Here is a 14,362-nt window from a genome sequence, read left to right as displayed (position 1 = left end):
ATTTATACCATTAGTTTTATCGCCCCGCCAACGATAATCTTTTTCCCCGTCCCTTTGCCACTCGCCCGGGGTTCCCTAATTTTAGCCCTACGATGGCTAACCGTTTTTGGAACCGACAGATCAACCGCCTGGAACGGGCGGGTAACGATGACTTTCTGCTCATCCTCACGGGCGGTGCCAGCTCCTATGCGACCCATGAGCTCCACCATCTGCTGCGCCGGCTGCGACTGGAAAGTATGCGACTGCGCGAACTGCGGCGCACGATCTTCCGCCTCGGCGTCTGTATTCCTGCCATGCTCTTCACGGCCTGCGCCGCCGGACTGCTCGGCTGGCACCCCGTCGTCTACGGCACCCTGGCCGCCCTGGTGTTCCTGGCCGTAGTACTGATCGGAGCCACCGCTTACGTCCGCGGTCGCTTCAGCTGCCACGACCGCGGAAAACGGCTGCGCTGCATCATCCAGCAGGAGCTGGAGCGCAGGCGCAAGGACGTCAGCGCGTTCTAAGCCGTCGTAATTAACAGTTCTTTAGCAAACGTAGGAGTGACTTTTCTGTTTCACCGGAAAACACACACTATGTTCACCTTTACCCGGCGGCTCCTTATGCCGCTTCTTTTGTTTAGCCTTTCGGCTACGGCAGTAGCTCAAACCACCCAGATCGATTTTGAAGAATATACCCTGGACAATGGCCTGAAGGTCATCCTGCACCAGGATAATTCTACCCCCATCGTTGCCGTATCCATCATGTACGAGGTAGGCAGCAAGGACGACTTTCCCGGCCGCAGCGGCTTCGCCCACTTCTTCGAGCACCTCCTCTTCGAGGGCAGTGAGAACCTGGAGCGCGGAGAAATCGACGACTACATCCAGTCGGCCGGCGGCATGATGAACGCCAACACCAGCCCGGACCGCACCTACTACTACGAGATCCTGCCCAGCAACCAGCTTGCCCTCGGTCTGTGGATCGAAAGCGAGCGGCTACTCCACGCCAAGGTGGAATCCGTAGGCGTAGAAACCCAGCGGCAGGTCGTCAAGGAGGAGCGTCGCGAGCGGATGGATAACCAGCCCTACGGCCGCGTCCTCCCCGAGCTCTACAGCCGGGCCTACAAGGAGCACCCCTACAAGAACCCCACCATCGGCTACATGGAGGACCTGGATAGCGCGGAAGAAGCCGACTACGTCAATTTTTACAAGACGTTCTACGTCCCCAATAATGCTATCCTGAGTATTGCCGGTGACCTGGACCTCGAAGAGACCAAGGCACTGGTCGAGAAGTATTTCGGCGACATTCCTACCGGTCCCGAGCCTCCCCGTGTAGCGGTAGAGGAAGCCCCCCTGGGTGGAGAAGTACGCGATACGGTGTACGACAACGTCCCCCTGCCCGCCCTCATCATGGGCTACCGCACCGTGGCCCGTTCGCATCCCGACTACTACGGCATCAGCATGATGAACCAGGTGCTGAGCCAGGGACAGAGCAGTCGCCTCAATAAGGCCTTGGTCGACGAAAAAGAACTGGCCGTACAGGTAGGTAGCTTCCCCGCCAGTAGCCAGGATCCCGGCGTAGCCATCGCCTTTGCCATCACCCGGCCTGGCACCACCGACCTGAAGGCCGTGGAAAGCGCGTTCGACGAGCAGGTAGACCGCATACAGACCGAGCTCATCACTGACCGCGAGTTCGAAAAGCTGCGCAACCAGATCGAAGTGCAGGCCATCTCCAGCTACGGCAGCGTAGCCGGTATCGCCGAGAGCCTGGCCAATAACGAGATGTTCCTCGGCGACGCCGACCTCATCAATACCGAAACGCAGCGCTACCTGGACGTCACCAAGGAAGACATCCGTCGCGTAGCCCAGAAGTACTATACCCCTGACAACCGGGTGGTCCTGTACTGGCTCCCCCAGCCCAGCAGCCGCTAGTACTCCCCTCCCCTCCACGCTAAAAGGTTAATACTATGTTTTATTCTATATACCGCTATGCGGTACTTATACTGCTCGTGACTACGGCCGGCAGTCTCACCGCTTCCACTACGTACTTCGCACCTGCGGCCCCGCCCCAGACGGCACCCGCCGCCCGGGATACCACTCCGCCGGTAAACGCCGAGTTCCGGATGACGGCCCCCGAACCCGGTCCCGCACCCGAGATCCAGCTGGGTGATTTTGAAGACTTTGAGCTCGACAATGGCCTGAAGGTCGTATTAGTGGAAAACCACAAACTGCCCCGTGTGAGCTACCAGCTCTTCGTGGACGTGCCCCTGCATATGGAGGGCGCGACCGCCGGTGCGCAGGAAATGCTCGGTAGCATGCTGCGGCGCGGAACCTCCGAAATGACTAAGGAGGAGCTGGACGAGGCCATCGACTTCATCGGCGCCAACATCAGTACCAGTGGGTCCGGAGCGTACGCCTCCACGATCAGTAAGTACAAGGAGCAGGTGCTGAAGATGATGGCAGCTATCGTCCTGGACGCGCAGTTTCCCGAAGCCGAGTTCAACAAGGTCAAGGAGGATACGAAGGCCGGACTGGCCCAGCAGCTCACTACGCCGGATGCCATCGCCGACCGCGTGCGGCAGACCATGGTGTACGGCAGCGACCACCCCTACGGTGAGTTGATGACCGAGGAGACGCTGGAGAATATCGACCTGGCTGCCGTGAAGGCAGTCTACGATACCTACTTCGTACCCAACCGTAGCTACCTCGTCATGGTGGGTGACCTGACCCCCGAAGAAGCCCGTACGCTAGCCGAAGCCAACTTCAGCAGCTGGGAAGAAAAGGAGGTCATGGTACCGGAATTCGATACCCCGCAGCGGCCCGAAGGCATCAAAGTAGCCTTCGTGCCCCGCGCCGGTTCCGTACAGTCTAACGTGATCATTGCCGATCCCATCAAGCTGGAGCCCGGCACGAAGGAGGCCATCCGCGCCGGTCTGCTCGACATTGTGCTCGGCAGCAGCTTCAACGGTCGCCTGTTCGCCAACCTGCGCGAAGACAAGGGCTATACCTACGGCGCCTACGCCAGTACGTCGGAGAATCCCAACATCGGCAACTTCCGGGCCAACGCTAACGTGCGCAACGAAGTGACCGACTCGGCCATCGTACAGTTCATGTACGAACTGGACCGCATCGCCAACGAGCCCATCACGGAAAACGAGCTGACCCTGGCCAAGATGCAGACGGCCGGTAACTTCGGTCGCGCCCTGGAGAGCCCACAGCGCATCGCCAGTTTCGCCCTGAATACGGTGCGCTACGACCTCGACCGCGACTTTTACCCCGAGTACCTCAAGGTGGTGCAGAACAGCAGCATCAACGACGTAAGCGAAGTAGCCAACGAACTGATCGACCCCAAGAACGCCCACATCATCGTGGTCGGTGAAAAGTCCGTAGCCGAAAAGCTCGCACAGTTTGCCAGCAGCGGCACGGTCGACTACTACGACGTCAACGGCCAGCCCGTAGACATGAGCGATATGGACGCCCCCACCGACGTGACGCCCGAGCAGGTCCTCAACGGCTACTTCGAGGCCATCGGTGGCAAGGAGGCCGCCATGGCACTGGAGAACGTCTCCATGACCATGGAAGGCAGCATCCAGGGACAGACCATCAACCAGACCATGATCAAGACCAACGATGCCCGCATGAGCAGTCAGACCAGCATGATGGGTATATTACTGGCCGACCAGCGCTACGCCAACGGCAAGGGCATGGTCAAGCAGCAGGGACAGAGCGTCCCCCTCCCCGACGAGGCCATCGCCGCCATGAAGGACGAAGCCGCCCTGTTCCCCGAAGCCACCTACCTCACTATGCTCGACAGCATCACGGTAGAAGGCAGCGAAATGGTCAACGGCACCAAAGCCATCGTACTGGCCATCACCAAGAATGGCAGCACCAGCCGCGAGTACTACGGCGCAGACGATATGTTGAAGCTACAGTCGGTCCGCACCCAGGGCCCGCAGACCATCACGCAGAGCTACAGCGACTACGCTGAGGCCGGTGGCATCCTCTTCCCCCGCACCCTCAAGGTCGAAGGCATGATGCCCATCCCCCTCGAGATGCAGGTCACCGAAGTGACGGTAAACACGGAGCTGGACGAGTCGCTGTTTGAGATGGAGTAGGTTAGGGAGCCTTCGGCTTTTAGATCGCTAACGCTGCTAGACCGCTGTCGCGGGTAGATGTACTACCCGCGCAGCGGTCTAGCTATTTAATCCCATACTTAACAATACAGTAAATAGCCCGCACCCCATCCCGCCAGCCGATCTTCTTGCCGTCGGCGTAGGTGCGGCCGTAGTAGCTGATGCCCACTTCGTAGATGCGCACGCCGGGGATACGGGCCACCTTGGCGGTGACTTCCGGTTCGAAGCCGAAGCGTTCTTCCTCTAGGTAGAGCGACTGGACCAGCTCGGTGCGGAAGAGCTTGTAGCAGGTCTCCATGTCCGTGAGGTTCAGGTTGTTGAATACGTTGCTGAGGGTGGTCAGGAACTTGTTGCCGATCGTGTGCCAGAAGAACAGGATACGGTGGGGCTTGCTGCCCTGGAAGCGACTGCCGTAGACGACATCCGCTACGCCATCCAGTAGGGGGGGCAGCAGGTCGTTGTATTCGCGGGGGTCGTACTCGAGGTCGGCATCCTGGATGATGAGGTAGTCGCCCGTGGCGCGGGCGATGCCGGTGTGCAGTGCAGCACCCTTCCCGCGGTTGACGCGGTGGTGATGATACTGTATGTCGAAGGTGGGATGGGCGTCCTGGTAGCGGCGCACGGCGGCCTCGGTGTCGTCGGTAGAGGCATCGTCAACTACGATCACTTGCTTGGTGAGTCCGCCGATCAGCGCTACCTCACGTACCCGGTCGAGGATACGGTGGATGGTACGGCCTTCATTAAAGGCCGGGATGACGATGGATAGCGTCGGAGGCGAAGACATAGGCGGCGGTTTTCCGGTGGCGAAGGTAGGGGGCGCACCGGTACCGCATTAGGCGAATAGTAAAACGATCAGTAGGAGTACCACGAATAGTTTACCACACAGAATATCAAGTTTCATACGTCAAGGGGGATAGGTCGGTTACATGAGGTACTCGTTGAACTTGTCAACGCGACAATATAGTATACCGTTAAGGGGTCTAATTCATGACCAGTATGTTCCACCGCGTACCATAAATGGACGGGGCGGGGCCGCCGGTGCCGTGTCCTTTACAGACGCAAACCGACCAACTGATTCTAGGCCAAAACCCACCCTGGTTTACCGATGTTCGACGGGTGTGTGTTTTTTAATGACAATTTGCAAGCCGCTAATTTGACGGCGGCGTGAGGCCTCCCAGGTGGTGGCCACCTACCTTCACCCCATGGATATTATCCTCTTTGCCAAGGCGCTGCACGTGATCGGCTTTATCAGCTGGTTCGCCGGGCTGTTCTTCCTCGGGCGGCTGCTGGTCAACCACGCCGAGACCGATGTGGTGGCCGAGGCCGGTCTGCCCGACAGTCCCCTGCGTGCCCAGATCCTGCGGGAAGAATACAGCGGCATGGAGGGCCGGGTATACAAGGTGATCACCACGCCGGCCATGATGATCACCTGGACGGGCGGGCTGATCATGGTGGCGGCCAATCCGGCCTACTTCGTCAGTGGTACCCCAGGCTGGCTGGCGGTCAAGCTCACCTTCGTGGTATCCATGGTAGTGTACCAGCTGTACACCAAGTACCGAATCATGCTGCCCATGCAGGCCGGTGAGCGTCCGTTGTCGGCCTGGCAGCTGCGGCTCTGGAACGAGGTGCCCACCTTTTTCCTGGTGGCCATCGCCTTCACGGCGGTATACGGAAAAGTAGGGCAGCTCAGTTATCTTTACCTCGGTATCGGGGTCCTGCTGTTCTGCCTGCTCATCTACCGGGGCGCCGTGGCCTACCGCAACCGCCGCGCCGAGTCTATCCGCCTTGAAAAATAACCTAGCTATGATCCACCTTGGAATTATCGAAGACGAGCCCATCATGCTCGCCAGTGTCGAAGAATGCTTTGACGGCAACCGCGACGTCAAGGTCGTGCACGCCGCCACCAGCGTCGAAGACTTTCTGAGCCGCGTACCGGCCAGCAGTCCGCTCAACACGCTACTGCTCGACATCATGCTCCCCGGCATGAATGGTATTTCCGGCATCCCCCACCTGCTCAAGCGCTGGCCCGAGATGGACATCATCATGCTCACCAACAGCGACGAGAGCGACAACATCTTCCGCGCCCTCCAGTCCGGTGCCGTAGGCTACATCTCCAAGCGCCGCGTGAACCCCACCATCATTCGCGACGCCGTGCACACCGTCAACCGCGGCGGCAGCTACATGAGCCCCTCCATCGCCCGCCAGGTCGTCGCTTTCCACAATCAGCAGCGCAAGAAGAGCAGCGTTTCCTCCGCCGACCAGCTTACCGCCCGCCAGCTCGAGATCGTCCAGGGCCTGGTCGACAACCTCAGCTACCGCGAGATCGGCGAGCGCCTCGACATCAGCATCGAGACCGTCCGCGACCACATCAAGAACATCTACCGCAAGCTGCAGGTGAACTCCAAGATGGAAGTGGTGCATAAGAAGCTTAAGGGGGAGATTTAGGGCGCTTCGCTTGATTAGATCGCTTCGCTCGTTAGATCGCTTCGCTCGTTAGACTGCTTTCAGCAGGTAGACCGCTTCGCGGGTTAGACCCTCTACCCGCGAAGCGGTCTAAGCCCGAAGGGTCTAACGAGCCGACAGGCGATCTAACCAGCCGAAGGCGTCTAACCAGCCGAAGGCGTCTAACCAGCCGACAGGCGATCTAACCAGCCGAAGGCGTCTAACAGGCGAAGCCGTCCAACCAGCCAAAGGCGTCTAACCGCCAAAGGCGATCTATCTTACCGCCATGAAAGCCATCATTCCCGTAGCCGGAGCGGGCATGCGTCTGCGTCCCCTTACGTATACCCAGCCTAAGCCCCTCATTCCGGTAGCGGGTAAGCCGATCCTGAGCTTTATCGTGGATCAGCTGATCGACCTGGGGGTGACCGACTTCGTGTTCATCATCGGTTACCTGGGCGAAAAGATTCGCGAGTATATCGAGCGGGTGTATCCACAGCTGAATACCAAGTTCGTCAACCAGGAGGAGCGGATGGGCTCGGCCCACGCGATCTGGCTGGCCCGTGATCACTACGCCGACGCTGACGAGATTATCATTTTCTTCGGGGATGCCATCATCGACGCCGACCTGATCGAGTTCGTGAAGTCAACCACGAGCTGCATCGGAGTGAAGACGGTGGAGGATCCCCGTCAGTTCGGCGTCGTGGAGCAGGACCGCGAGGGTAACATCCGCGGCCTGATCGAAAAGCCCACGATACCGAAGTCGAACCTGGCCATGGTGGGCTGCTACAAGATCCGGGAAGTACAGACCTTCATCGAGGCGTGCGCTCACAACCTGGAGCACAACATCCGCAGCATCGGGGAGTATCCACTGACCGACGCCCTGGCCCGAATGCTGGAGTGGGGCGTGGAGTTGCGGACCATCCGGGTAGACAACTGGTTCGACTGCGGCCGGCGCGAGGTGCTGCTACAGACCAACGCCATCTTCCTGGACCGACCGGGCTTTGCTACCGACGATCCCCCACCCTACGATAACGCCATCATCATTCACCCGGTGCACATCGGGGCGGACTGCGACATCAGCAACTCGATCGTCGGGCCCCACGTCACCGTAGGTGCCAACACCAAGCTGATCAACGCGATCGTGTCCGACTCCATCATCGGTGACTACGCCCGCATTTACGACATCGTACTCCGCAAGTCCGTGGTGGGCAATGATGCCAGCATCGGCGGCATGCGCCATAGCCTCAACATTGGGGACAACACCGAGATTGACTTCGGCGGATAGTACCTTTAACGTATGACCCTGGCCGTCGCCATCCTTATCTGCCTGTTGCTTTCGGCCCTCTTTAGCGGGTCGGAGATCGCCTACGTGTCGGCCAACAAGCTGCGCGTAGAGCTCAAAAAGAAGCGCAACAACACGCGCAGCCGGATCCTCACCACCTGGTTCGAGCGCCCCGCCCAGTTTCTCAGTACCATGCTGGTGGGCAACAACATCGCCCTGGTCGCCTTCACCTCCCTGATCACCGTACCCCTCACCTACCTGGTGGGTACGCAGCTGGGCATCGAGTCGGACGTAGTTATTCTCCTGCTGAACACCCTGCTGATCACCATCATCGTGCTCATCTTCGGCGAGTACGTGCCCAAGACGGTCTTCCGGATGTATTCCGACAATGCGCTGTACTTCTGGGCCCTCCCCCTGCGCTTTCTGCAGGTGCTGCTGTATATCCCCAGCGTGGTGATGACTACAGTGAGCGACTGGGTACTGCGCCTGTTCTTCAAGCGGCCCAGTGAAGAGCTCGATACGGTGCTCACCCGGCTGGACCTGGAGAACTTCGTGAACCGGAGCCAGACCAGCGAGGAGCAGGAGTCGGCCATCGACACCAAGCTGTTCGGCAACGCACTCAACCTGGCCGACGTACGCCTGCGCGACTGCATGGTGCCCCGCACGGAGATCGAGTCCATCGACGTATCGGCATCGGTCGAGGAGCTGGAGGCCAAGTTTATCGATACCCACCTGAGCCGCCTGCTCATCGTAGATGGTGACATGGACAACGTGCTGGGCTACGTGCACCACCAGCAGCTGCTGGAGTTTCCGGAGACGATCCGCCAGTGTATTCTCGAGCTGACCTTCATCCCCGAGGTAGCCCGTGTGGCCGATATTCTGGATCGCGCGGTGAAGGACCAGCTCAGTATCGCCTGCGTGGTAGACGAGTTCGGCGGCATCGCCGGGGTGGTCACCATGGAAGACCTGCTGGAGGAGATCTTCGGGGAGATCGAGGATGAATACGACGAAGACGATTACGTGGAGGTAGACGAGGGCAACGGCTACTATAAGTTCAGCGGCCGGCTGGAGATCAGCTACCTCAACGATAAGTACGCGCTGAAGCTGCCCGAGGGTGACTACCAGACGCTGTCCGGCTTCATCGTCACCACCGCCGAGCGGGTCCCCGAACAGGACGAGGAGCTGGAGTTGGAGGGCTTCAACTGCCGGATGCTGGAGGTCAGTAACACCCGCATCGAAGTGGTCCACCTGCACGTCCTTCCCCCCAGCGACGCCGAGTAGCGAACTGTCCCGCTGCTCCGTCGTTTACCGCTCTTTATCCTAGTCCCGCCCCCCCATGGAAGAATTCATTGAACTCGTCAACGCTACCCCCGTCGTCATCCGTATGGCTATCCGTATGGGAGTGGCGCTACTGCTGGCTACGGTCGTGGCTCTGGTACTGTACGGCATACTGCGGCGTACCGGCCGGCGCACCGAGAGCTATACCCTGGAGGCCATCGCCCGGGAGACCCGCAATGCTTTCTTCTGGTTTTTATCCTTCGCCCTGACGGTACTGTTCTGGCAGCATCTGGAGGACTCCGTGTACCCCGAGGTCGTCGAATCGCCCTGGTACCTGCACTGGGGCATTCGGCTGGCCCGTACCGTGCTGTACATCTTTGGTGCCCTCCTACTCATCCGTATCGTCAACGTGGCAGCCGATACCGTCCGGCACCGCTATAGCGTCAATGCGACGAATAACATCCAGGAGCGCAAGATCCTCACCCAGCTGCAGTACATCCAGCGCATCGTGGGCATCATCATATTTATCGTTACGGTGGCCTTTATCCTACTGCAGTTCGAGGCCGTACGCGCGCTGGGTACCGGACTGCTTACCTCGGCCGGGGTGGGCGGTATCATTATCGGCTTTGCGGCCCAGAAGTCGATCGCTAACCTGCTGGCGGGCTTTCAGATCGCCTTTACCCAGCCCATCCGCATCGACGATTCGCTCATCGTCGACGGTGAGTTCGGTAAGGTGGAAGAGATCACCCTTACCTACGTCACCCTCAAACTCTGGGACCAGCGGCGCATGATCGTGCCGCTCAACAACTTCATCGACAATACCTTCCAGAACTGGACGCGCGGCGACACCCAACTCATCGGTTCGGTATTCATGTACGTGGACTACACCTTCCCGGTCGAAGCCCTGCGCGAGGAAGCTAAGCGCTTTGTCGAACTACAGGAGGTATGGGATAAGGAAGTCTTCGGCGTCAAGGTGACCGACAATAATGCGGACGTGATGACCATCCGCATCACCGCCAGTGGCAGCAACTCCGGCAATACCTTCGACCTGCGCTGCGCAATCCGCGAGCACCTCATCGGCTGGATCCAGGCCAAGCACAGCGAGCACCTGCCCCGTACGCGGATCGAGATGAGTCCGGCCATAGGGCAGCCCGCAAATCCCGGTGCACATACCCCCAAATAACGCGCAGTTGACCAGTAGCTGCGCACCTGCGGCCGCGCACGTTGTACCGGTCCCGGAATAGGCATAAATAGCCGAAATATCCCGCAACCATCCCTACCCCACCCGGTTAGTTTGGGTAAGTAATACGACGGGATAATGAGCAAACGCGCGGCACTAGTTTGGTTTAGACGGGACCTGCGGCTTCACGACAATGAAGCCCTCAGCGATGCGATGAAGCACGGCGACGAGGTGCTGCCCGTGTACATCTTCGACCCCCGCGAGTGGCGCGGCTCCCTGCCGCTGACGGGCCTGCCCAAGGTGGGTCCGCACCGCGCCCGCTTCATTCTGGAAAGCGTGGCCGACCTGCGCGAGAACCTGCGGCAGCGGGGGGCGGACCTGATCGTCCGCGTCGGTGAACCCGAAGAGATCCTTGCCGAACTATCGCAGCAGGCCAAGGCAAGCTGGACGTTCTGCAACCGCGAGCGCACGAGCGAAGAACTCAAGGTGCAGAACGCCGTAGAGCAGAGTCTCTGGACGATCGGCCGCGAGGTCTACTACTCCCGCGGCAAGCTGCTATACTATACCTCCGACCTGCCCTTCCCGATCACCCAGACGCCGGATACCTTCACCCAGTTTCGCAAGGAGACCGAGCGGCTGACGGCGGTGCGCGAGCCGCTGCCGACGCCCAGCCGCATCCCCATGGTGACTGATTCGGGCATCGAGCCCGGCGAGCTGCCTACGCTGGCCGACTTCGGACTGGCGGAACCTCCGCAGGACGAGCGCTCGGCCATCGACTGGCACGGCGGAGAGACCAACGGACTGGACCGGCTGGCCTACTACCTGTTCGACAGCCACGCCATTGCGACCTACAAGGAGACCCGCAACCAGCTCATCGGCAGCGACTACTCCACCAAGTTCAGTGCCTGGCTATCGCAGGGCTGTCTGAGTCCGAAGCGTATCTACGCGGAGGTGAAGGCCTACGAGGCCAAGAACGGCGCCAACGACAGTACCTACTGGGTGGTGTTCGAGCTGCTGTGGCGCGATTTCTTCCGTCTGATAGGCAAGAAGCACGGCGATAAGATCTTCCAGAAGCGGGGCTTCAAGGACGCCGCCGACCCGGAGTGGAAGCAGGACAGCGCGCTGCTGCAGCGCTGGATCGACGGGCAGACCGGCACGCCCTTCATCGACGCCAATATGCGTGAGATCGCTCAGACCGGCTTCATGAGCAACCGCGGCCGGCAGAACGTAGCCAGCTACCTGGTCAAGGACCTGAAGGTGGACTGGCGCATGGGCGCCGAGTACTTCGAGCACATGCTCATCGACTACGACGTGACCAGCAACTGGTGTAACTGGAACTACGTGGCCGGCGTGGGCAGCGATCCGCGCGAGAACCGCTACTTTAACATCCTGAGTCAGGCCGACCGCTACGACCCCAGCGGGGAGTACGTGAAGCTATGGTGCCCGGAGCTCAGTGAGGTACCCTCAGACTACGTGCACCAGCCCGATGTACTGAGCGATGCCGACCAATCGAAATACGGCATACGCCTCGGAGCCAGCTACCCCATGCCGCTGGTGCCCTCGGAGAAGTACCGCAACAAGCCTACCCCGGCCACCCAGAAGCGGAAGGGCCGGGACCGGCGGAACCGGCGCTACGCCTGATCACTCACAGCGGTAGATCAGATCCTCCAGATCCGGCGTAGCGGCTAGCTCCCCCTGCACCGCGCAGTATTCGTCTGCACCAAACAAGCTAGCCGCCCGCCCGAATAAGTCCGTGGTGCCCCGTAGCGCCTCACTGACTTTACCCAGCTGGGGATAGCTCCATTCGTCCTCTCCCACGACGTACGGCCTTAGGTAGGCGTACGCCTGCGGTATACTCCCTCCCGTCGGTGACACGTAGCCCCATAAGTCCACGCCAACCCCCTGGGCCAGGTACGCAAGGATGGTAAAGCCCCGTAGATTCATCGTACTGTACGACAGCGACTTAGTCCGTTCCAGTTCGTGGGGTTGTGCACCGTCCGGTTCGATCTGTGAATCGATCCGCTGCTTCACGCCTTCCGCTACGGCCCGGGCTTCCTGCTCGCGACCTAGATAACTGAGAATGCTGAGCACCTGGGCATCGTACCAGGTTCCGTGGTTGTTCAGACGCGTTTTTTCCTCGATACCGAGTTCGCTGGTCTGTAGCCAGTCGAGGTAGGCAGCCAGCCAATCGGCCGCCCCCTGCTGCACCGCCGGATCGATCCCTCCGGCGAGTTGCAGCACCTCCAGACTGGTCACCAGGTCGATCACGTCCGTCAGTTCGATCACGCCGAAGCAGCGGCCGGTATTGTGGCCAGGAATACCCTGGGCGTAGTTCAGGTGGGGGTTCATCTTCGTTTCCGGGTCGATCAGGAAGGCGCGCAGCAGTAGCGCGGCCCGTTCCCGGTAGGTCGCCTCACCGCTGAAGTAGGCGGCGTAGGACAGGGTCTCCACCGCCCGGGAGAAGGCGTTGTGTTGCTGCTTATCCGTTCCCGCGCCCTGGGTGATGGGATTGACCTCCCCGTCGCGGCGTATCCAGGGCAGCCCGTCTTCCTTGGCGGGGTCGGGCCACCAGTAGGGCCCCAGACTGAGGTAGTCTTTGGGGTTTCCGCTCGGCGGCATCACCTCCTTGTTGACGATGGTGTAGACCGGTCCGTCGAGCTCGGCGTCCGCCTGCTCTAACAGTCGCTCTACCACCCCTACGGTCATTGGTTCCTCGGCTACGTATGCTGCACGGATGGCCTTTAGGTGAGCGACCGGGTAGTTGGTGAAATCGGAGCTTGCCGGCACGTCCGACACAATAGCTTCATTCGTCGCGGGCGGCGGCGCGCAGGTGCAGAGTCCTATGGCAAGAAGCAGGAGAAACGGCAGGTGTAGTACTCTCATCAGTTGTCCAGTTTGAGCACCTCGCTACCGGCTAGTAGGAAGGCACCAGTTCCAAAATTTTGCCAGCTGTCGGCGCTGGCGGGTTGGGGGTCGGCACCGATATTTTGCACCCAGCCTACCTTGCCGCTGGCCTGCTGCGCCGCCTGCAGTCCCCGCCAGGCCTTATACACTACGGGGAGGTAGTCCCCCCGGTCGAGTATACCGTTATTGATCCCCCAGGCCAGGGCGAAGGTGTAGAATCCGCTACCGCTGACCTCGCCGTGGTCGAAGGATTCGGGAGAGAGCAGGCTGGTGCGCCACAGGCCGTCGTCCGGCTGAATGGCCTTGATCTTGGTCGCCATTTCCCGGTACAATTGCAGAAAAAAGGGACGGTGGGTGTAGTCCTGCGGCAGCTCGTCCAGCATCAGCGCCAGACCGCCCAGAACCCAGCCATTGCCGCGCGACCAGAAGATCTTCTTGCCGTTGACTTCCCGGCGGTCGTCGGGCGAGCCAGTCCACAGGTAGCGGGCATCACGGGCGAAGAGGTGCTCCTCCTGGTCGTAGAGCAGGTCGTAGGTTTCGCGGTAGTAGGTGTACATCGTATCCAGCAGGGCGCGGTCGTCGTAGCGCATGGCGTATTCGGTGATCACGGGCGGGGCCATGAACAGGGCATCGCACCACCACCAGAGGATGGTCTTTTCGTCGCTACGGGAGCCGGCCTTCCATTCGTGGGGCTGGTTGAGGTGGGCGTCCAGCCAGGCTTCGGTAGGTTGCAGATTGGCCACGTCCGGCGTCTGTTCATCCAGGTACAGGTAGGCGTAGGAGATCGCCACGTCGTCGGCGTGGAAGTAGCGCTCGTAAGTCTGCCAGTCATTGCGCTCCCCCATATCCGCGATTGCCTGCAGAAAGACCGGATTGCCGGTGGCGGCGTGGGCCCGGGCTACACCGGTGTAGTAGGCGCCGTTGGTCCAGTCGGTGGGTGCCTTGGCCTGAATGGGGTTGGCCTCCTGCCACTGCAGGGCGGCGACCATGGCGGCTTCGATCGTCTGCGGTGACTGCTTGGGGCGTGAGGCACAGGACAGGCAGAGGGTGAGGACGGCGAGAATACTGAAGTAGCGGTTCATGGTGTGGCTTGTATGCTTAGTTAGAACGGTATTTGATACGATCACCGGTGGGTCGAATAGGCGGCTACTAGGCATGAAGATTAGTA

General features: G+C 60.2%; 12 protein-coding genes. 9 read left to right on the top strand and 3 right to left on the bottom strand.

Features of this window, described 5'->3' with window-relative positions; all coding sequences use genetic code 11:
- The first annotated feature begins 92 nt into the window (after positions 1 to 92).
- The 3 genes from MJQ68_RS03490 (at position 93) to MJQ68_RS03480 (ending at position 4,090) form a co-directional block, all read left to right on the top strand.
- Positions 93 to 503: a hypothetical protein gene (locus MJQ68_RS03490; protein ID WP_238749593.1), complete on the top strand. Its 411-nt coding sequence runs from the start codon at positions 93 to 95 to the stop codon at positions 501 to 503.
- A gap of 69 nt (positions 504 to 572) precedes the next feature.
- Entirely contained in the window at positions 573 to 1,907 is a 1,335-nt protein-coding gene (locus tag MJQ68_RS03485) for a M16 family metallopeptidase (protein ID WP_238749592.1), read from the top strand.
- A gap of 35 nt (positions 1,908 to 1,942) precedes the next feature.
- Positions 1,943 to 4,090 (top strand): M16 family metallopeptidase, encoded by a 2,148-nt coding sequence (locus MJQ68_RS03480; RefSeq protein ID WP_238749591.1) that lies wholly within the window; start codon positions 1,943 to 1,945, stop codon positions 4,088 to 4,090.
- Between the two features lie 82 nt (positions 4,091 to 4,172).
- Here MJQ68_RS03480 and MJQ68_RS03475 read toward each other — a convergent pair whose 3' ends face one another.
- Positions 4,173 to 4,892 (bottom strand): glycosyltransferase family 2 protein, encoded by a 720-nt coding sequence (locus MJQ68_RS03475; protein WP_238749590.1) that lies wholly within the window; start codon positions 4,890 to 4,892, stop codon positions 4,173 to 4,175.
- Between the two features lie 418 nt (positions 4,893 to 5,310).
- Here MJQ68_RS03475 and MJQ68_RS03470 point away from each other — a divergent pair, with 418 nt between their 5' ends.
- From MJQ68_RS03470 to MJQ68_RS03445, 6 genes are all read left to right on the top strand, one after another.
- Positions 5,311 to 5,904, top strand: a complete 594-nt coding sequence (locus MJQ68_RS03470) for a CopD family protein (RefSeq protein ID WP_238749589.1) — start codon at positions 5,311 to 5,313, stop codon at positions 5,902 to 5,904.
- A gap of 7 nt (positions 5,905 to 5,911) precedes the next feature.
- The gene (locus MJQ68_RS03465; protein WP_238749588.1) at positions 5,912 to 6,553 is read left to right on the top strand and encodes a response regulator transcription factor; all 642 of its coding nucleotides are present in this window, start codon (positions 5,912 to 5,914) and stop codon (positions 6,551 to 6,553) included.
- A gap of 283 nt (positions 6,554 to 6,836) precedes the next feature.
- Positions 6,837 to 7,835 carry a sugar phosphate nucleotidyltransferase gene (locus tag MJQ68_RS03460; protein WP_238749587.1) on the top strand — a complete coding sequence of 333 codons (999 nt, stop codon included), beginning with the start codon at positions 6,837 to 6,839 and terminating at the stop codon, positions 7,833 to 7,835.
- Positions 7,836 to 7,847: 12 nt separating this feature from the next.
- The gene (locus MJQ68_RS03455; protein ID WP_238749586.1) at positions 7,848 to 9,113 is read left to right on the top strand and encodes a hemolysin family protein; all 1,266 of its coding nucleotides are present in this window, start codon (positions 7,848 to 7,850) and stop codon (positions 9,111 to 9,113) included.
- 55 nt (positions 9,114 to 9,168) lie between these two features.
- Positions 9,169 to 10,293: a mechanosensitive ion channel family protein gene (locus tag MJQ68_RS03450; RefSeq protein WP_238749585.1), complete on the top strand. Its 1,125-nt coding sequence runs from the start codon at positions 9,169 to 9,171 to the stop codon at positions 10,291 to 10,293.
- Between the two features lie 135 nt (positions 10,294 to 10,428).
- On the top strand, positions 10,429 to 11,931 hold the full coding sequence (locus MJQ68_RS03445) for a DASH family cryptochrome (RefSeq protein WP_238749584.1): 1,503 nt from the start codon (positions 10,429 to 10,431) through the stop codon (positions 11,929 to 11,931).
- Here MJQ68_RS03445 and MJQ68_RS03440 read toward each other — a convergent pair whose 3' ends face one another.
- Together MJQ68_RS03440 and MJQ68_RS03435 are read right to left on the bottom strand one after the other, a co-directional pair.
- On the bottom strand, positions 11,932 to 13,173 hold the full coding sequence (locus MJQ68_RS03440; protein ID WP_238749583.1) for an alginate lyase family protein: 1,242 nt from the start codon (positions 13,171 to 13,173) through the stop codon (positions 11,932 to 11,934).
- Entirely contained in the window at positions 13,173 to 14,351 is a 1,179-nt protein-coding gene (locus MJQ68_RS03435; protein WP_238749582.1) for a glycoside hydrolase family 88/105 protein, read from the bottom strand. The genes MJQ68_RS03440 and MJQ68_RS03435 overlap by 1 nt, the downstream gene beginning before the upstream one ends.
- Positions 14,352 to 14,362: the final 11 nt, after the last annotated feature.

It is taken from the genome of Neolewinella maritima (genome assembly GCF_923081025.1).
In the GTDB taxonomy this organism is placed as follows: domain Bacteria; phylum Bacteroidota; class Bacteroidia; order Chitinophagales; family Saprospiraceae; genus Neolewinella; species Neolewinella maritima.
This window is presented reverse-complemented; position numbering and strand designations above follow the sequence as displayed.

Coding starts and splice junctions, on each gene's coding strand:
- MJQ68_RS03490 (WP_238749593.1), top strand. CDS start 93: ATGGCTAACCGTTTTTGGAACCGACAGATCAACCGCCTGGAACGGGCG.
- MJQ68_RS03485 (WP_238749592.1), top strand. CDS start 573: ATGTTCACCTTTACCCGGCGGCTCCTTATGCCGCTTCTTTTGTTTAGC.
- MJQ68_RS03480 (WP_238749591.1), top strand. CDS start 1,943: ATGTTTTATTCTATATACCGCTATGCGGTACTTATACTGCTCGTGACT.
- MJQ68_RS03475 (WP_238749590.1), bottom strand. CDS start 4,892: ATGTCTTCGCCTCCGACGCTATCCATCGTCATCCCGGCCTTTAATGAA.
- MJQ68_RS03470 (WP_238749589.1), top strand. CDS start 5,311: ATGGATATTATCCTCTTTGCCAAGGCGCTGCACGTGATCGGCTTTATC.
- MJQ68_RS03465 (WP_238749588.1), top strand. CDS start 5,912: ATGATCCACCTTGGAATTATCGAAGACGAGCCCATCATGCTCGCCAGT.
- MJQ68_RS03460 (WP_238749587.1), top strand. CDS start 6,837: ATGAAAGCCATCATTCCCGTAGCCGGAGCGGGCATGCGTCTGCGTCCC.
- MJQ68_RS03455 (WP_238749586.1), top strand. CDS start 7,848: ATGACCCTGGCCGTCGCCATCCTTATCTGCCTGTTGCTTTCGGCCCTC.
- MJQ68_RS03450 (WP_238749585.1), top strand. CDS start 9,169: ATGGAAGAATTCATTGAACTCGTCAACGCTACCCCCGTCGTCATCCGT.
- MJQ68_RS03445 (WP_238749584.1), top strand. CDS start 10,429: ATGAGCAAACGCGCGGCACTAGTTTGGTTTAGACGGGACCTGCGGCTT.
- MJQ68_RS03440 (WP_238749583.1), bottom strand. CDS start 13,173: ATGAGAGTACTACACCTGCCGTTTCTCCTGCTTCTTGCCATAGGACTC.
- MJQ68_RS03435 (WP_238749582.1), bottom strand. CDS start 14,351: ATGCCTAGTAGCCGCCTATTCGACCCACCGGTGATCGTATCAAATACC.